Annotated in this window: 11 protein-coding genes and 1 rRNA gene; 9 read left to right on the top strand and 3 right to left on the bottom strand. The window is 70.9% G+C overall.

Translation table 11 applies throughout. From position 1 onward, the window contains the following. Positions 1-117 (top strand): 5S ribosomal RNA (gene rrf, locus LPA41_RS38705). Positions 118-811: 694 nt separating this feature from the next. Here the strand turns inward: rrf and LPA41_RS38710 are convergent. After that, positions 812-1468 carry a hypothetical protein gene (locus LPA41_RS38710; RefSeq protein WP_229076473.1) on the bottom strand — a complete coding sequence of 219 codons (657 nt, stop codon included), beginning with the start codon at positions 1466-1468 and terminating at the stop codon, positions 812-814. Between the two features lie 61 nt (positions 1469-1529). Here LPA41_RS38710 and LPA41_RS38715 point away from each other — a divergent pair, with 61 nt between their 5' ends. Genes LPA41_RS38715 through LPA41_RS38725 form a run of 3 tightly spaced genes read left to right on the top strand, consistent with a single transcriptional unit; the run spans position 1530 to position 5874 of the window. Further along, positions 1530-4160 (top strand): valine--tRNA ligase, encoded by a 2631-nt coding sequence (locus tag LPA41_RS38715; protein WP_229076474.1) that lies wholly within the window; start codon positions 1530-1532, stop codon positions 4158-4160. Beyond that, positions 4157-5482 (top strand): folylpolyglutamate synthase/dihydrofolate synthase family protein, encoded by a 1326-nt coding sequence (locus tag LPA41_RS38720; protein ID WP_229076475.1) that lies wholly within the window; start codon positions 4157-4159, stop codon positions 5480-5482. Before LPA41_RS38715 ends, LPA41_RS38720 begins: the two co-directional genes overlap by 4 nt. Continuing rightward, on the top strand, positions 5479-5874 hold the full coding sequence (locus tag LPA41_RS38725) for a DUF4233 domain-containing protein (protein WP_229076476.1): 396 nt from the start codon (positions 5479-5481) through the stop codon (positions 5872-5874). The genes LPA41_RS38720 and LPA41_RS38725 overlap by 4 nt, the downstream gene beginning before the upstream one ends. 48 nt (positions 5875-5922) lie before the next feature. Here LPA41_RS38725 and LPA41_RS42820 read toward each other — a convergent pair whose 3' ends face one another. Beyond that, positions 5923-9165, bottom strand: coding sequence for a VOC family protein (locus LPA41_RS42820; RefSeq protein WP_229076477.1), 3243 nt, complete (start codon positions 9163-9165; stop codon positions 5923-5925). Positions 9166-9311: 146 nt separating this feature from the next. On the opposite strand from LPA41_RS42820, the gene ndk reads away from it, so the two are divergent. The 4 genes from ndk (at position 9312) to LPA41_RS38750 (ending at position 15768) form a co-directional block, all read left to right on the top strand. Beyond that, a complete protein-coding gene (gene ndk / locus LPA41_RS38735; protein ID WP_229076478.1) occupies positions 9312-9728 on the top strand; it encodes a nucleoside-diphosphate kinase in 417 nt (138 codons plus the stop codon). A gap of 159 nt (positions 9729-9887) precedes the next feature. Continuing rightward, positions 9888-11501 (top strand): methyl-accepting chemotaxis protein, encoded by a 1614-nt coding sequence (locus LPA41_RS38740; protein ID WP_229076479.1) that lies wholly within the window; start codon positions 9888-9890, stop codon positions 11499-11501. A gap of 274 nt (positions 11502-11775) precedes the next feature. Continuing rightward, positions 11776-14919, top strand: a complete 3144-nt coding sequence (gene ileS / locus LPA41_RS38745; RefSeq protein WP_229076480.1) for an isoleucine--tRNA ligase — start codon at positions 11776-11778, stop codon at positions 14917-14919. 165 nt (positions 14920-15084) lie between these two features. Further along, entirely contained in the window at positions 15085-15768 is a 684-nt protein-coding gene (locus LPA41_RS38750) for a 1-acyl-sn-glycerol-3-phosphate acyltransferase (protein ID WP_229076504.1), read from the top strand. 164 nt (positions 15769-15932) lie between these two features. Here the strand turns inward: LPA41_RS38750 and LPA41_RS38755 are convergent, their stop codons facing one another. Next, the gene (locus LPA41_RS38755) at positions 15933-17810 is read right to left on the bottom strand and encodes a hypothetical protein (RefSeq protein ID WP_229076481.1); all 1878 of its coding nucleotides are present in this window, start codon (positions 17808-17810) and stop codon (positions 15933-15935) included. A 257-nt stretch (positions 17811-18067) separates the two neighbouring features. Between LPA41_RS38755 and LPA41_RS38760 the strand changes: the two genes are divergently transcribed. Continuing rightward, positions 18068-18865 (top strand): alpha/beta fold hydrolase, encoded by a 798-nt coding sequence (locus LPA41_RS38760; protein ID WP_229076482.1) that lies wholly within the window; start codon positions 18068-18070, stop codon positions 18863-18865. Positions 18866-18879 lie beyond the last annotated feature (14 nt).

Raw genomic sequence — 18879 nt, forward strand, 5'->3', positions numbered from 1 at the left:
TTCGGTGGTCATAGCGGAGGGGAAACGCCCGGTTACATTCCGAACCCGGTAGCTAAGCCCTCCAGCGCCGATGGTACTGCACTCGGGAGGGTGTGGGAGAGTAGGACGCCGCCGGACTCAACGTATGAAAAGGCCCACCCCTTCGGGGGTGGGCCTTTTCGCGTTCCCCGGCGGCTTTTTGTTGTTGGTGGTCACGGCGCGGGTTGGAGTTGAGGAGTGCGGCGAGGTGTTGCGCGCCCTCGGCCCTGTTGCGGTTTATGGATAGGTGGCCGCTGTTGGCCGCGGGGGCGGCTCGGGGCGGTGTTGATCTGCTAGCGATGCGAAATCGCGGTTTCAGGGGCATGATCACAGCGATTTCGTAGCGCTAGCAGATCAACATCCTGTTCGCAGGATGGTGGGTAGCACCCCCTCGCTATCGATGAGGTCGGGTTGGTTGCGCTACACCGTTTGCCGCTGCCGGTAGCGGCGGGCTGCGGCCAGCTGTCGGTTTGGCAGATCCGGATCGCTATACCGATGGCTTGGGGCACGTGCGGCGTCTGCCCCGCGGGGAGACCGGTGTTTCCTTGGCGGGAGGGGCATTGCGTTTCGGCGCTGGGTCGAGGTGCCAAGCCAGCCCAGGTCGGCCAGCCCAGGCCAGGTCGGCCAGCCCAGCCCGGTCGGCCAAGCCCAGCCCAGCCCGGGCCAAGCCAGCCCAGGCGAGTCGGCCAGGGCGGGCGAGGCCAGGTCAGGCAAGCCCAGCCCAGGCGAGTCAGCCAGGGTGGGCGAGACCAGGTCAGGCACTCAGCACCGCGTCCGGCCCGGCGGGGGTGGGTCAGGGGCGGGTTTGGGTTGCTGTTCGGATTTCGCGCAGCAGGGGGGCCGCCTCGGTTTCGGGGCGGTCGAGGAACATCGCTACGGCGAGGCTTCCGTGGTCGGCCCAGCCGCAGACCGAGAGGGGGGTGCCGTCGGCGGTGGTGGAGCCGCACTTCATGGTGCCGCCCAGGGAGCCGGCGTCGACCTCGTGGATGCCGGTGACGCTGCCCTCCTCGTCGCCCAGGAGGGTGAAGGCGTTCTCCAGTTCTGAGTCCGGGGTCCAGAAGAGGGCGGTGCCGCCGAAGAACAGGACGCTCTTCTTGTCGTCGCCGGAGTAGACGCCGCCGACGGCCTTGTCCATGGTGATCTCGGCGGAGATGGCGCTCTGCAGGTAGTCGGCGGTGCTGGTGGCTTCTTCGCTGTCGTCCAGTTTCAGGTTGCCGATCGAGGCCGGGATGGAGAGCGTCGTGTGGCGCTGCGTGTTCACCTGCCAGGCGACGTAACCCAGGGTGGCGGCGCCGGCGAGGGTGATGGTGAGCAGCGCGATCAGCAGGACGGTGCGGATCTTGCGGCGGGAGCCGGTGGTCTGTTCGCGCTCCTGGTCGGTCGTCTCGACGAGCCGGAACGGCCCCGCGGCGATCTCGACGGGGTCGGGCGACTCGGGGCGGGAAGACATCCCGCGAGCCTATCCTCCCCCGTGCGCGGAGGTGCGCATTGCGGCTCCGTAGACTTGTCGGGTGACCGATGCGACCGAAACCCGTACTCCCGACAGCCGGCCCACCGGTGGCCTCTCCGCCCAGTACCAGCCGGGCGAGGTAGAGCAGCGGCGGTACGAGCGTTGGGTATCGGAGGGCTACTTCACGGCGGACGCCAAGAGTGACAAGCCGCCGTTCACGATCGTCATCCCCCCGCCGAACGTGACAGGTTCGCTGCACGTCGGCCACGCCCTCGACCACACCATCCAGGACACCCTGGTGCGCCTCAAGCGCATGCAGGGGTACGAGGTGCTGTGGTTGCCCGGGATGGACCACGCCGGCATCGCCACGCAGAACGTCGTGGAGCGCAAGCTGGCCTCCCAGCAGCTGTCCCGGCACGACCTGGGCCGGGAGAAGTTCGTCGAGAAGGTCTGGGAGTGGAAGGCCGAGTCCGGTGGCGCCATCCTCGGGCAGATGCGGCGCCTCGGTGACTCCGTGGACTGGAGCCGGGAACGGTTCACCATGGACGAGGGCCTGTCCCGTGCCGTTCAGACGATCTTCAAGCGGCTCTACGACGACGAGCTGATCTACCGGGCCAACCGGATCATCAACTGGTGCCCGCGCTGCCTGACCGCGCTCAGCGACATCGAGGTGGAGCACAGCGACGACGAGGGCGAACTCGTCTCGATCCGGTACGGCGACGGCCCGAACGCGATCGTGGTCGCCACCACGCGGGCCGAGACGATGCTCGGTGACACCGCGGTGGCCGTGCACCCGGACGACGAGCGTTACCAGCACCTCATCGGGACCGAGGTGGAGCTGCCGCTCACCGGCCGGCGCATCCCGATCGTGGCGGACGAGCACGTGGACCCGTCGTTCGGCACGGGCGCGGTGAAGGTGACCCCGGCGCACGACCCCAACGACTTCGAGATCGGCCAGCGGCACGGGCTGCCCAGCCTCACCGTGATGGACGAGCGCGCCGTCATCACCGTACCCGGCCCGTTCGAAGGCCTGGACCGGTTCGAAGCCCGCCCGGCCATCGTCGACGCCCTGCGGGAGCAGGGCCGGATCGTCGCTGAGAAGCGACCCTATGTGCACTCGGTCGGCCACTGCTCGCGGTGCAAGACCACGGTGGAGCCGCGCCTGTCGCTGCAGTGGTTCGTCAAGACCGGCCCGCTCGCCCAGGCCGCCGGGGACGCGGTGCGCGACGGTCGCGTGAAGATCGAGCCGGCGGAGCTGTCGAAGCGGTATTTCGCCTGGGTCGACAACATGCACGACTGGTGCATCTCCCGGCAGCTGTGGTGGGGTCACCGGATCCCGGTGTGGTATGGGCCGGCCGGCGAGGTCGTCTGCGTCGGACCGGACGAGCAGCCGCCGTCCGGCGAGGGCTGGCGCCAGGACGAGGACGTGCTCGACACCTGGTTCTCCTCGGGTCTGTGGCCGTTCTCGACGCTGGGCTGGCCGGAGCAGACCGCCGAGCTGGAGAAGTTCTACCCGACAAGTGTGCTGGTCACCGGGTACGACATCCTGTTCTTCTGGGTTGCCCGGATGATGATGTTCGGGTTGTACGCGATGGACGGGAAGCAGCCGTTCGACGTGGTCAACCTGCACGGCATGGTCCGCGACCAGTTCGGCAAGAAGATGTCGAAGTCGTTCGGCAACGTCGTCGACCCGCTGGACTGGATCGACCGGTACGGCGCCGACGCCACCCGCTTCACCCTGGCCCGCGGCGCCAACCCCGGCTCCGACGTGCCGGTCAGCGAGGAGTGGTGCCAGGGCTCGCGGAACTTCTGCAACAAGCTGTGGAACGCGACCCGGTTCGCGCTGATGAACGGCGCGACGGTGTCCGGCGAGCTGCCCGACACCTCGGAGCTGTCGGCCATCGACCGGTGGATCCTGTCGCGCCTGCAGCACACCATCGCCGAGGTCGACGGCTACTTCAAGACCTACGAGTACGCCAAGGTCTGCGACACGCTCTACCACTTCGCCTGGGACGACGTCTGCGACTGGTACCTCGAGCTCAGCAAGCCGGTGCTGGCGGCCGGCAGCAGCACCACCCAGCGCGTCCTCGGGTACGTCCTCGACCAGCTGCTGCGTCTGCTGCACCCGGTCATCCCGTTCGTCACCGAGGAGTTGTGGATCGCGCTCACCGGCGGTGAGACGGTGATGCGGGCCGCCTGGCCGGCGGTTGCCGAGGAGCTGATCGACGACGCCGCCGAGGAGGAACTGGCCGCCCTGCAGAAGGTGGTCACCGAGGTGCGCCGGTTCCGGTCCGACCAGGGCCTCAAGCCGAGCCAGCGGGTCTCCGCCGCGCTGACCGGCCTCGGCAACGTCGGGATCGACACGCACGAGCCGCTGATCCGTTCGCTGGCCCGGCTGGACCGGCCCGGCCCGGACTTCACGGCGACGGCGACGCTCGCCGTGACCGGTGCGATCACGGTCGACCTGGACACCCGGGGCACGATCGACGTGGCGGCCGAACGGGCCCGCCTGGAGAAGGACCGGGCCGCCGCCGAGAAGGAGGCGACCCAGTGCCGGGCCAAGCTCGGCAACGCCTCGTTCATCGGCAAGGCACCCGAACAGGTCGTCACCAAGATCAAGGAGCGCCTGGCGACAGCCGAGGCGGACCTGGTGCGAATTGCCGCGGCTCTGGAAGCGTTGCCGTCAGCATGAGCGAGTACACCGAGGTCGAGGCCGCACTCAACGAGCGCGGCTTCACCCGCATGGTCTTCGACATGCAGAAGATCCGGGACCTGATGGACGTGCTGGGCAGCCCGCAACGGGCGTACCCGGCGATCCACCTGACCGGCACCAACGGCAAGACCAGCACCGCCCGGATGATCGACGCGCTGCTGCGGGCGCACGGTCTGCACACCGGCCGCTACACCAGCCCGCACCTGGAGACCGTCCGCGAACGGATCAGCCTGGACGGGGAGTCGATCTCCGAGGAGCGGCTGGTCACCACGTACAACGAGGTCGCTCCGCTCGCCGACCTGCTCGACGCGCGCAACGCGGAGCCGCTGACCTACTTCGACATGACGACCGCGATGGCGTACGCCACCTTCGCCGACGCCCCGGTCGACATCGCCGTGGTCGAGGTGGGGCTCGGCGGTGAGGAGGACGCCACCAACGTCATCGAGGCCGGCGTCTGCGTGCTCACCCCGATCGGGCTGGACCACACCGAGTGGCTGGGCGACACGATCGAGGACATCGCCTGGCACAAGGTCGGCATCATCCACCGGGGCGCCACGGTGATCACCGCGTTGCAGGACGAGGACGCCATGCGGCCCATCCTGGAACGCTGCGCCGACATGGACGCCACGCTGGCCCGGGAAGGCAGCGAGTTCGGGGTGATCGAGCGGGCGCAGGCGGTCGGTGGGCAGGTGCTCACCCTGCAAGGACTCGGCGGCGTCTACGACGAGATCTTCCTGCCGCTCTTCGGTGCCCACCAGGCACAGAACGCGGCCCTCGCCCTCGCCGCGGTCGAGGCGTTCCTCGGCGCCGGCCCCGGCAAGCAGCTGGAGGCCGACCTGGTGCGGGAAGGCTTCGCGCAGGTGGACTCGCCGGGACGGCTGGAACGCGTACGCAGCGCGCCCACCATCCTGCTCGACGGCGCCCACAACCCGCACGGCATGGCCGCCACCGTCACCGCGCTGGAGGAGGAATTCACTTTCCGCCACCTCGTCGCGGTTGTCGCCGTCCTCGGCGACAAGGACGTCAGCGGCCTGCTCGACCTGCTCGAACCGGTGGTGGCCCGGATCGTGGTCACCCAGAACAGCTCGCCGCGTTCCATGCCCGTCGCCGAGCTGGCCCAGCTGGCGACCGACATCTTCGGCGAGGACCGGGTCCGGGTCGCGGAGAACATGCCGGACGCCATCGAAGAGGCCGTGGTGCTCGCCGAGGAGGACACCTCCGGCGAACTCAGCGGCGTTGGCGTGCTGGTCACCGGGTCGGTGGTCACGGTCGCGGACGCCCGGAAACTGCTGAAGCGATGAGCGAGCCGGAGGAGGGCGCGATGCCGGTGAAGGGCGAGCAGGCCGCCGCGGCGCGGCCGTCCGGGTTGAAGAACCCGCAGGCAGCGGTACGGGGACTCGGCGCGGCCACCCTCGGCATGGAAGCCCTCGTGCTGCTGCTGGCGATCGCACCGCTGAGTGTCATCGGCGGCGACCGCAAGGGCGGTGCCATCGCGGCCGTCGCCGTCGCGGCGGTCCTGGCGATCGCCCTGGCGGGCAGCATGAAACGCGGCTGGGCGTGGCACGCCGGCACCGCACTGCAGGTGCTGCTGCTGGCCGGCGGCCTGCTGCACTGGACGGTCGCGGCGGTCGGCGTCATCTTCGGGCTGGCCTGGTGGTACGCCCTGCACGTACGCCGCACCATCCTCGGCTGACAGCACCCGCGGAGCCGGCCGGCCATCGTGCCGGCCGGCATCCTCGGGTCAGCGGATGGCCCGCCACTGCGTGATGGCGATGTTGTGGTTGTCCGGGTCCCGGAACGTCGCCGACCAGAGCTCCAGCTTGCCGCCCCGGTTCACGGCGCGCGGCGTGTGCACGAACTTCACGCCCTTGGCGCGCAACTCCTCGTACACCGCCTCCACGTCACCGACCTCAAGGTTGAGGTGTATCAACCGCCCGGCCTCGGCCGGAAGATTGTGCACGGTACGCAGCACGAGCCGGGTGTCACCGGACGCGAGCACCGCACTCCCGTCGCCACTGTCGATCTCGTAGAACCCGAGGGTGTCCCGGTAGAACGCGATCGACTGAGCGAGGTCCGTGACAAGCACCGTGATCCCGACTCCGTGGATCGCACCGGCAGGTCCGGGGCGGGCGCTGGGGTAGGCGGTGAACAGGTCCCCGGCATGCTCGTCCGGTTCCGGGCTGCCGCCGAAATCCCCCCACGGGTTGCTGGGCGCCACGCCCGGACCTGCGGCTTGACCTGCGGCTGCGGCTTGGTCTCCGGCGGCCGTCTGCTCCGCGGCCACGGACAGCGGTCCGGTCGCCGCTTGCTCCGCGGCCATGGATTGCTCTTCCGCCGCCGCGTGCTCCGCGGCCAGGAACTGTTCTCCGGCTGTTGCTCGATCTCCGCCGCCGGCCCCCGCTTGCGCAGGGGGAGTGTCCCAGGGGCTGGCCGAAGCGGTGCCCGCGCCGGGCATGGCATCCGCCGCGTCAGGCGACGTAGTCCCTCCGGCGTAGGCGGAGATGGTGTCCGTGGCGTAGGCCGGTTCGGTCTCCTCGGCGTGGGCCGGTGGCGCCACCACGCCGCTGTCCACGGCCGGAGCGGCTTGCGCGGTGGTTTCCGGGGCCGGTTCCGGGTTGTCCTCGAGCGGGATGTCGATGTCGTCGAAGTCCGGCGGCGGCGCGGCCGGGCCGGTCATGGCCTCCGGCGGCGGCGCGCTCGGGAACGGCTTGTCGGGCTCCGGGGCGACCGGCGGCGGCGCTACCGGAGAGGGTGTGGAGGCGGTGGCCGCCGGGGTGGGTTCCGGACGCGGCGCCGGCTGTGCGGAGTCGTCCGGAGCCTTCTCGGACCGGTTGCCCCGGGTGGCGGCGAAAGCCCCCGCGGCTGCCGCACCGACAGCGGCACCGACAGCCGCCGCGGCGGCCTTCACGGCGCCGAAGGAACTGTGCGGGGCGCCGGCCGCCTGCCCGGGTTGCTCGAAGAAACGGGTGCGCCCCGACGACGTACGCGGGGCGTCCGCAACCCCACCGGCCTGCGCCTCGCCAGAAGTCCCGGCCTGCGCGTCATCTGTCGCCTGCGGTGAGGTCTTGGCAGGATCCGCGAGTTCGGGTGCGGCCTCTGCGGAATCCGACCGCTTCTGTGACGTTTCGTCATCATCTGTCGAATCCTGCGAGCGGTGCGGCTCCGGGCCTGAGGCGGCACCGGTCACCGGCCAAGCCGCCGGCTCAGACCTCGGAGCCGGAGCGGTGACAGGCCAGGCTGCGGCGGTAGAGCCCGGGTCGGTGCCCGCCCGAGCGGAGGATGCGCTGGTGGGCTCGGCGTCTGCGGGGGTGAAGGCTGCGCCGGTGGTGGGCTCGGCATCTGCGGGGGCGGAGGCTGCGCCGGTGGTGGGCCAGGCCGCAGGGGCCGAACCGGTGGTGGATCCGGTGCGTGGCCAGGCCTGGGTGGCGTCGTCGCTGGTGGGAGAGGGCGCGGGTTCGTCCAGGGGGAGGTCGATCAGTGGGTCGGCGCTGGGTTCCCGGGTGGGGCGGGTGGTGGATTCGGTGGAGGTCCGCTGGGTGGGTGGCATCCCGGCTGCTGCGGTCGGCTCGGTGCCGGGGAAGGGTTCGTTCGGCGGCAGCGGGTCGTCGCGTTCGACGGTGGCTGTGGTGGCGCCGCCGCCCCGGGGGCGAGGGCTGGGCCGTGCGCCGGGCGGGCGGGAAGCGGTGGTCGTCGCGCCGGAACCCGTCGAACCTGAGCCGGCCGAACCCGAGCGGGCAGAGCCCGAGCCGGCCGAACCCGAGCGCGAGCCCGAGCTGACGAAGCCAGAGCCGCCTGAATCGTCAGGGCCAAAGCCGGTCGGAGCGGCAGCGGTCGCATGCACCGGGTCGGGATCCGGAGAGCCGGCACGGCCGCCGGAAGCTCCCGGATCCGGGTCGGCAGGGTCGAAGGACCGGTCGCGGTCCGCGGGATCGAAGGACCGGTCGCGGTTGGCCGGGGGGAAAGCAGGGTCGCGGTCGGCGGGATCGAAGGACCGGTCGCGATCGGCCGGGCGGAAGGCAGGGCCCTCGTCGGCCGGTCCGGAGAAAAGGTCGCGGTCGGACGGGTCGCGCTCGGACGCATCGCGCTCGTAGGGGCCCGGATCGGAGGGGTCGCGGTCGGACGTGCCCGGGTCGGACGAGCCGGAGGGTGAGCCGGCGTCGGCCGGGCCGGGGGCGGGCTCTGCGCCGGCGGCGAAGGGGGCCGGTGAGGTGGGGGTGGCCGGGTAGGGGTCGTCGTCGCCCGGTGTGGTGAAAGCGGCGCCGGCGGCGCGGCGGGGCAGGGGTGGGGGCGGGTCGTCGTCGTTGCCGACCACCTGGCCTTCGAGGATTTTGCCGGTGGGGGTTTCGCGTACCACTACGGGTGTGGTGGTGGCGCCGGCGAAGCCGGCCCGGTGGGCGGGCTGCGGCGGGGGCGGCGGGTCGTCGCTCTCGAACTGCCAGTCGTGGTCGCGGCCCTCCCACGGTGCCGGGCCGATGTCGCCGAACAGGTCGTCGTCGCGGTCGTCGGGGTCGGCGACCGGCGGGGGTGGCGGCGGGTCGGCGCTGTCGTCGCGCAGCGGGGCGTCGTTCCAGTTGACGCGGACCCGGCGGGTGTCGTCGACGTCCACGGTGATCGGCACGGTGGCGCCGACGGCGGGCCATTTGGCGACCGGGATGCGGGATTCGCGCAGCACCGTGTCGAAGGTGCCCAGGCCGGGCGCCACGACGATCACTTCGAGGTCGGCACGACCGTACGCCGCGGCGGGTGGGGGCGGCGGGATCACCTTGACCTCGGCGTTGCCGGCGACCGTGGCGCGGCCGCCGCGCCGGGGCACGGTGAACATGGCCAGGACGACGGCGAGCACCAGGACGGCCAGGCCGAACAGGGCGACCGGCCAACTCGACATGCCTAGCCCGTACACGATCACGAAGACCGCCAGCGTGCCCATGACCGCCGCCACCAGCTTGCGGGCCGGTGCGATGGGCCGGCCGGTCTGGTTCGCCACTGTGGACCTCCCGGTTGTTCCCGTCAGGTTATTGCGCGGCCCGGCTTCCGCGAAAGTGCGGTGGTACGGACATCGCCGCTCGCCGGATTCGCGGTACCGATAGGCTGAACTCCCGCGTGTCGCCCGGCCCTTTACGGAGGAAATGCGTGTCCAGCACCACCGAGCGTTCGCTCGTGCTCATCAAGCCCGACGCGGTGCGCCGCGGCCTGCTCGGCGAAATCCTGTCCCGCTTCGAGCGTAAAGGCCTGGTCCTCGAGGCGCTGGAGTTGCGCACGATGGATGCCTCCCTGGCGGACGCGCACTATGCCGAGCATGTCGACAAGGCTTTCTACCCACCGCTGAAGGACTTCATGACGAGTGGCCCGCTGGCCGCCCTGGTCCTGTCCGGCGACTCGGTGATCGAAGTGGTCCGGGCCATGATCGGTGCGACGGACGGCCGCAAGGCGGCTGCCGGCACCATCCGTGGTGACCTGGCCCTCTCCAACCGGGAGAACCTGGTGCACGCCTCCGATTCCCCGGAGAGCGCCGAGCGCGAGCTGGCCCTCTGGTTCCCGAAGCTGTAGATCAGCAGCGCACCGCCTGCAGAGCGCCGCCCCCTGGACGTGATCCAGGGAGCGGCGCTCTTTGTCATCCCGGGGAGTGAGCGTGAGTGATTAATCAGTCAGACGCTTCACGCGCGACGGCCCGAGGCCGAAAGGAGTGCGAAAGGAAGCGAGGCTGACATGAGTTTTGTACGGCGATTGCGGCTGCGTACGCGGCTGCTGTCGGCGTTCGGAGTTTTCTGTGTGCTGGTCGCGACGATGACCGCGGTCGGTGTGGCCGAGTCCCGCGAGCAGTCCGAGGACGCGGACCGGGTCGCGAAGTTGCAGGTGCTGACCCGAGCCGTCATGCAGTTGAAATACCGGAACGCGGACGTCAGTGGCTGGCAGCTGGCCTACGGCTGGGACGCGTCGTTGCACGGCACGGCAGCGGCCATCGATCCGGCGTCGGAGAACCGCAAGGGCACCGTCGAGGCGCTCGACGCCTTGGACGCCGAGCTGGCGGCGGTGGCCGGGGCGGACCTCACCGGCACCGAGCGGGCCTACTTCGCCGAGGTCGAGGAGAATTTCGAGCGCTTCCGGGAGTACGACACGCAGGTCGTCGCGATTCTGCGGACGAACGAGAAGGGCGCGATCGCCCGGGCCGCGTCACTGATCAACAACGAGGCGTACGACGTCTTCCTCGCGATCGTCGACAACACCGACCGCCTGGTCGGGTCGGTGACCGCGCGGTCCGACGAGGCGCAGCGGGAGCTCGAGGCGGCCGGTGCCCGCCTGCGTACGGTGCTGCTGGCCGGCTGTCTGCTGGCGCTGGTACTGACCGTGCTGCTCGGGTTGGTGCTGACCGCCAGCATCGAGCGCCCGGCGCGCCGGCTGCTGACGGCGCTGCGGGTGCTCGCCGAGCGGGACGTCACGACGCGGCTCCCGGTGGACGGCCGCGACGAGCTGACCGAGATGGCCGTCGCGTTCAACGACGCCGCCGAGGCGGTCGGTGGCGCCCTCGCCGGGGTCGGCGAGCGGGCCACGTCGCTGGCCGACGCCGCGCAGCGGCTCACCGACGTGGCGCACCGGATGGACGGGCAGGCGGTGGACACCAGCAACCAGGCCACCCTGGTCGCGGGTGCGGCCGGCGACGTCTCCGGCAACGTGCGGACGATGGCGGGCGCGGCGCAGGAGATGGTGGCCGCGATCGGTGAGATCTCGCGCAGCACCACGTCGGCGGCCGGGGTGGCCGCGGACGCGGTGCACACCGCGCAGCAGACCTCGGCGTCGGTGGCCGAGCTGGTCAGTGCCAGCGCGGAGATCGGCGCGATCGTCAAGACGATCACCGGGATCGCCGAGCAGACCAACCTGCTGGCGCTGAACGCCACCATCGAGTCGGCCCGCGCCGGCGAGGCCGGCAAGGGGTTCGCCGTGGTCGCCGGTGAGGTCAAGGACCTCGCGCAGGAAACCGCGCGGGCGTCCGCCGACATCATCAACAAGATCGCCGCGATCCAGCAGACCACCGGGGAGGCGACCGCCGCGATCGGGCGGATCACCGACGTGGTGCGGGAGATCTCCGAGCTGCAGGGCAACATCGCGGCAGCGGTGGAGGAGCAGTCCGCCACCACCGGCGAGATCAACCGGAGCGTCGCCGAGGTGGCGCAGGGTTCCGGCCAGATCGCCCGCAACGTGGCGAGCGTCGCGGACATCGCCACGGCCACCACCCGGGACGCCACGGCCACCCGGGACTCGGCGAAACAGCTCGGTGAGATGGCCGATGACCTGCGGACCCTGGTGTCGTCGTTCCGGTACTGACCCCGGCGGGGTAATGCGGATGAGGGAATCCCGGGGTGGCCGGTATCGTTGTGCTCACGCAGGCGACGAACCGGCCATCACCGGGGAGCCTCCGGAAGAACGGGGTGTGTGCCTCCATCGGCAGAGGTGTTCGCCCCCAGTAGAACCGGGCGTCCTACCGGCACGTGCGCAAGCCGGCGAATGAGCGGGCGGGAAACCGTCAAGCGAGGTGGTACCGCGGGCCTGACGGCTCGTCCTCGCAGTCACGATGACCGTGAACTGCTTGAGGGGAACCATGTCTTATCCGAAGCACAGCGACGCCACGGGTGTGCCGGCGTCTCCGGACCTGCCCGCGGTCGAGCGGGCCGTGCTCGAGCACTGGGCCGCCGACAAGACCTTCGAGGCCTCGGTGGAGCAGCGCCCGGCCGGTGCGGACGGCGCCAACGAGTACGTCTTCTACGACGGCCCGCCGTTCGCGAACGGCCTGCCGCACTACGGGCACCTTTTCACCGGGTACGTGAAGGACCTGGTCCCGCGCTACCAGACGATGCGCGGCCGGCGTGTCGAGCGCCGGTTCGGCTGGGACACCCACGGCCTGCCCGCCGAGGTGGAGGCGGAGAAGCAGCTCGGCATCACCACCAAGGCGCAGATCGTCGACCTGGGCATCGACAAGTTCAACGACGCCTGCCGGACGTCGGTGCTCGCCTACACCAAGGACTGGGAGCGGTACGTCACCCGCCAGGCCCGCTGGGTGGACTTCGAGAACGACTACAAGACGCTCGACCCGGCGTACATGGAGTCGGTCATGTGGGCGTTCAAGACGCTGCATGACAAGGGCCTGGTCTACGAGGGCTTCCGGGTCCTGGCGTACTGCTTCCGGTGCGAGACGCCGTTGTCGAACACCGAGACCCGGATGGACGACGTCTACCGGGACCGGACCGACCCCGCGCTCACCGTGAAGTTCCGGCTCGATGCCGGTTCAGGGCCGGAGGCGCTCCTGGAGGGTGCGGACATCGCGGTGTGGACCACCACGCCGTGGACGCTGCCGTCGAACCTGGCGCTCGCGGTCGGCCCGGACATCGAGTACGCGGTCCTGGAGAAGGACGGGCAGAAGCTCATCGTCGGTGCTGCGCGCGTGTCGGCGTACGCCAAAGAGCTCGAAGGTTTTGATCAGGTCGGCACGGTGCTGGGCCGGGACCTCGTGGGCCGCCGGTACACCCCGCTCTTCGACTTCCTCGTCGAGCAGGGTGGGGAGAACGCTTTCCAGGTCCTCGGCGCCGAGTTCGTGACCACCGAGGACGGCACCGGCGTGGTGCACATGGCGCCCGCCTTCGGTGAGGACGACCAGAACACCTGCAACGCGGCGGGCATCCCGACCGTGGTGACCGTCGACGAGCACACCCGCTTCACCGCGCTGGTCCCGGACTTCCAGGGTCTGCAGGTCTTCGACGCCAACAAGCCGGTGATCGCCACGCTGAAGGAGCGCGGCGTCGTGCTGCGCCACGACGGGTACACCCACTCGTACCCGCACTGCTGGCGCTGCGACACCCCGCTCGTCTACAAGGCGGTCTCCTCGTGGTTCGTGGCGGTGAGCACGTTCCGTGACCGGATGGTCGAGCTGAACCAGCAGATCAGCTGGACGCCGTCGCACATCAAGGACGGCTCGTTCGGCAAGTGGCTGGCGAACGCCCGCGACTGGTCGATCTCCCGGAACCGGTTCTGGGGGTCGCCGATCCCGGTGTGGAAGTCGGACGACCCGAACTACCCGCGGGTCGACGTCTACGGTTCGTATGAGGAGCTGGAGCGCGACTTCGGCGTCAAGGTCACCGACCTGCACCGGCCGTACGTCGACGAGCTGACCCGCCCCAACCCGGACGACCCGACCGGGCAGTCGACGATGCGCCGGGTGCCGGAGGTGCTGGACTGCTGGTTCGAGTCGGGTTCGATGCCGTTCGCCCAGGTGCACTACCCGTTCGAGAACAAGGACTGGTTCGAGCACCACTACCCGGGTGACTTCATCGTCGAGTACATCGGCCAGACGCGCGGCTGGTTCTACACCATGCACGTGCTGGCCACCGCGCTCTTCGACCGGCCGGCGTTCCGGAACTGCCTGAGCCACGGCATCCTGCTGGGCGAGGACGGCCGGAAGATGTCGAAGTCGCTGCGCAACTACCCCGACGTCTACCGGGTGTTCGACACCCACGGCTCGGACGCGATGCGCTGGATGCTGATGTCGTCGCCGGTGCTGCGGGGCGGCGACATGCCGGTCACCGAGGTGGCGATCCGCGACTCGGTGCGTCAGGTGCTGCTGCCGCTCTGGAACGTCTGGTACTTCTTCAGCCTCTACGCGAACGCGGCGGGGCACGAGGCCGGGTTCCGGACGGACTCCACGCACCTGCTCGACCGGTACGTGCTGGCCAAGACCGGCGAGCTGGTCACCGAGGTGCAGCGGCAGATGGACGACTACGACATCTCCGGTGCGGCGGCAAGCGTACGGTCCTACCTCGACGCCCTGACCAACTGGTACGTCCGGCGTTCCCGGGACCGGTTCTGGGAGGGTGACCGGGACGCGTTCGACACCCTGGCGACCGTGCTGGAGACCCTGTGCCGGGTGGTGGCGCCGCTCGCGCCGCTAACCACCGAGGAGATCTGGCGTGGCCTCACCGGCGGCCGCTCGGTGCACCTGACCGACTGGCCCGAGGCGGACGCGTTCCCGGCCGACCACGAGCTGGTCGCGTCGATGGACGCGATCCGGGACGTCGCCTCGGCCGCGCTCTCGCTGCGCAAGGCGAAGGGCCTGCGGGTCCGGCTGCCGCTCGCGACGGCGACCGTGGCGACGCCGGAGGGCGCGAAGCTCGCCGGCCTCGGCGACCTGCTCAAGGACGAGGTGAACGTCAAGGACGTCGTCTTCACCGACGACGTGGCGGCGTACTGCCAGCAGGTGCTGACCGTGGTGCCGCGGGCGCTCGGCCCCCGGGTCGGTAAGCAGGTGCAGCAGGTGATCAAGGCGGTGAAGAGCGGCGACTGGCAGCTCGTCGACGGCGCGCCGGTCGCGGCCGGCGTCACCCTGGCGCCGGGGGAGTACGAGCTGAAGCTGGTCGCCGCCGACGTGGAGAACTCCGCGCCGCTGCCGGCCGGTGGTGGCGTCGTCGTGCTGGACGCCGTGGTCACGCCGGAACTGGCGGCCGAGGGCGTGGCCCGGGACGTGATCCGGGTGGTCCAGCAGGCCCGCCGGGACGCGGACCTGGACGTCAGCGACCGGATCGCGCTGACCCTGTCGGCTTCGGACGACGTCCGGGCGGCGGTCGAGGCGCACCGCGAGTTCGTGTCCGGGGAGACCCTGGCGACGTCGCTGGAGTTCCGGCCCGCCGGTGGTGCCGGGTTCGCCGGTGAGGTCGGCGAGGGCGAGCAGGTGGCGGTGACCGTCACAGCGGTGTGATTCGTCACGCCGGTAGGAAACGGCCGATTAGCCCGGATGTTCGCTTGGTGAGGGCGAATGTCCGGGCTTCGGTCCAAGATCGTTAGGTGCATCGGCGCTCCGGTCCGATAACCTCACAACACCCCATCCCTACTTACGCACCCCCGTGTGCTCCCGGAGGACGAGTTGCCGCTGCTCTACTCGATCGGCAAGGTCATCGTCGGAACACCGTTGATGACCGGCTGGCGGCCGACCGTCGAAGGTCTCGAGCACATTCCGCACACCGGTGGGGCGATCTTCGCCGGCAACCACCTCTCCGTCGCGGACGAGCTCTTCCTCGGCGCGGTGGTGCCGCGTCACCTGGCGTTCTGGGCCAAATCGGACTACTTCACCGGCACCGGCGTCAAGGGTTTCCTCAATCGCAGGCTGATGGCGGGCCTCGGCGCGATCCGGGTGGAGCGGGCCGGTGGCCGTGCCGCGCTCACCGCGTTCGACGCAGCGATCCCCGCGCTCAAGAGCGGCGACCTGGTCGCGGTCTACCCGGAGGGCACCCGCTCGCCGGACGGCAAGCTCTACCGCGGCCGCACCGGCGTGGCGCGGCTCGCGGTCGCCGCCGGAGTGCCGATCATCCCGGTCGGCATGATCGGCACCGACAAGGTGCAGCCGATCGGCCGGCTCTACCCCAAGCTGATGCGCGACACCGTCGTCGTGAAGTTCGGCAAGCCGATCGAGACAATCGGCCGGGCCGACGACCGGACCGCGCTGCGGGAGCTCACCGACCAGGTGATGGCCGAGATCCAGAAACTGACCGGCCAGGAGTACGTGCCTCGCTACGCCCCGAAGCGCGAGGAGAAGGCCGACCCCGCCTAGAGGCCGGCCCCGTTTGGAGGCCGGCCCCGTTTGGAGGCCCGCCCCGTTTGGAGGCCCGCCCCGCCTGGGGCCGGCCCGCTTGGAAGCCGGCCCCGCCTGGAAGCCGTGTTTTGCCGTTCTTGTGGGAGCGGCAGGACCGCCTGGCGCGGTCGGCCCGTCCCGTCTCAGAAGGGCGGGGCCAGCACCTGGTCACGGAGCTGGGCCACCAGGTCGGCGCTCTCCTCGAGCGACCGGCGGGTGAGCAGCACCGTGGCGAGGCTGCCGTGGTCGGCCCAGGTGCAGGCGACGACCGCCGAGCCGTCCAGGCGGCCGACGCCGCAGCGCTCGTGCACGCCGAACTCACCACTGTCGTAATCGGTCACGTCGGTCAGCTTCAGTTCGCCGGAGAGCCGGTCCAGCTGCGTGGTGACGTCCCGGCCCGGCAGCAGCCGGAAACCCGTGACGCCGTAGACGGTGACCCGCTTGCCGTTGCCGTCGGCGTAGACCCCGGCGAAGGCGTCACCGGACGATCCGCTCTGCTCCAGCTGCTCGGCGAGGCGGTCGACGGCCCGCTGGGCCGACGCGTTGTCCCGCAGGCTCAGGTCCGCGAAGGAGTCCGGCAGGACCGCCGAGACCGGGAACTGCCGGGCCGCCGGCAACTGCCAGTAGGCCAGCGGCGCGCCGCAGCAGAGCACCAGGCTGACCACGCTGAACGCGGTGAAGCGGCGCATCCAGCGACGCAGCCGGCTCGGGCGCCGGGCGGGCCGGGCCAGCCACGGCGGCGGCGCCGGGTTGACCGGGGGCCGGGGTGTGCGCGGCTGGACCGGCGCCTTGGTGCGCTGCTGGATCGGGAACCGGGTGGCGGTCGCCGGCGCCGCCGCGGTCTTGCGGGAGAACCCCCAGCCGCGCGGCTTGCGCGGAGCGAGCGGCGGAAGACCGGTGCCACCGGCCGGCGGCGGGTAGGTGCCGGGCGCCGGAAAGGCGCGCCGGGCCTTGGCCTGTGCCTCGGCGTCCGCCTTGGCCTTGGTCTCGGCCTCCGCCTTGGCCCGGTTCTCGGCCTCCGCGGCGGCCTTGCGCTCGGCCAGCATCCTGGCGACCGCGACCCGCGCCGCCTCCGCCTTGGCGGCCGCGGCCCGGGCCGCCTCGGCAGCCTTCTTCTCCACCACGTCGGCGGCGGCCGCCGCCGCGTCCAGCCGCGCGTTCACCGCGGCCACCCGGTCCGGCGGCGGCGCCGCGACCGGATCCATCCGGGTCGGCGGGCCGGCCGCCGCGGCCTCGTTCGTCGCAGCCTCGTTCGTCGTGGTCCGCTCGGTGCCGGCCGCGGCCTGCGCCGCGGCAGTGGTCTGCGGCGCGGTTGCGGCTTGCGCCGTGGTTGCGGCTTGCGCCGTGGTTGCTGCCTGCGCCGCGGTGGCTGCCTGCGGCGTCATTGCTGCTTGCGGCGGGCTTGCGGCCTGCGGCGTGGTCGCTGCGTATGGTGCGGCCGTGATCGGCTGCGTGGGCGGTTCGGGATCGCCGGCGCCGGGCATCGCCGGTACGGGTGCGTCCAGGCGCGTCGGCGGCAGGTGGGCCGGGGAGACCGGCGCGGCCGGGTACGCACCGGCCCAGACCTGCGTGTCCTGGTCTGCCCAGGGGTCCACCGCCGGCACGGTCGGCCACTCGTCGTCCTGGTGTCCGCGCGGCCCGATCACCCGGTCGCGCCAGCGCGCCCACATCGACTGCCGCGGCCCGGCCTCCGGGATCGCGGCCGCGCCGCTCCAGCGGGCCGGCGGCATGCTCAGCGTCTTCGGGTGGTCGGCGTCGCCGGCCCGGGCCGGCGCGTCCGACGCGGCTGCCGCTGCCGCCTCCGCCGACGCCTCCGCAGTGGCGTCCGCTGTCGCTTCTGCCGTCCGTCCCGCCGAAGCCGGGCGGGCCGCTGTCACATGATCCGGATGGGTCGCTGTCACATGATCCGGGTGGGTCGCTGCCGCCGGCGCCGGGCGGGCCGCAGTCGTCTCGTCAGCCGTCCCGGTTCCCGCGGGCCTTCCGGCGACCAGGGTCGGATCAACCGCCTGTTCGTCGGCCATATTTCGATCTCCTCCCGCGCGCCGGGGTTCGGGCGTCTTCTCCCAGGTTAGGCATGGTGCGCCAGCGGGACGGTGACGCCGGTTCGGGACGGCGGACGCGAATGGCGGACAACGGGGGCGATGTGCAAGACGCTCCGGAGTCGTATGGTTACCCGGAATCGGCATCGGCCCGGCCCGCCGGACCGGAAAGTGCCCGGAGTCACCCCTACCGCGACTCCGCACATGGACCACCCGCCCGCCCGGAGGGTTTGTTGCGCATGAGCACCACGCAGAAGAACGCCGTCACGTTCACCGGGGCCGAGTCCGGCCGGCCCATGCTGTTCGCTCACGGATACGGCTGCGACCAGAACATGTGGCGGTATGTGACACCGCACTTCGCGGACACTCATCGCATCGTGCTGTTCGACCACGTCGGCAGCGGCAAGTCGGACCTGTCGGCCTACCGCGACGACCGGTACGCCACCCTCGAGGGCTACGCCGACGACATCCTGGCGATCATCCGGGAGCACGACCTGCGCGACGTCGTCTTCGTCGGCCACTCGGTGAGCGCCATGATCGGCTTGCTGGCGGCGAACCGGGAACCCGAGCGCTTCGCCGGCCTTGTCATGATCGGGCCGTCGCCGCGGTACATCAACGAGGAGGACGAGGGCTACGTCGGCGGTTTCGACCGGCCCGACATCGAGGAGATGCTGGAGTCCCTGGACAGCAACTACCTCGGCTGGTCCAGCGCGATGGCCCCGGTCATCATGGGCAACCCGGACCGCCCGGAGTTGGGCGAGGAGCTCACCAACAGCTTCTGCCGCACCGATCCGGACATCGCCAAGAAGTTCGCCCGGGTCACTTTCCTCTCCGACAACCGGGCTGATCTGTCCCGGTCACGGGTGCCCTCGCTGATCCTGCAGTGCTCGGACGACGTCATCGCGCCCACCGTGGTCGGGGAGTACGTCCACAAGCACACTCCGAACAGCACCTTCGTGTCGCTCAACGCCACGGGTCACTGTCCCAACCTCAGTGCTCCACAGGAAACGGTTGACGCGATCAAGTCCTGGTTGTAGACAGCGGGCATGAT

It is taken from the genome of Actinoplanes sp. DH11, from assembly GCF_020873875.1.
In the GTDB taxonomy this organism is placed as follows: domain Bacteria; phylum Actinomycetota; class Actinomycetes; order Mycobacteriales; family Micromonosporaceae; genus Actinoplanes.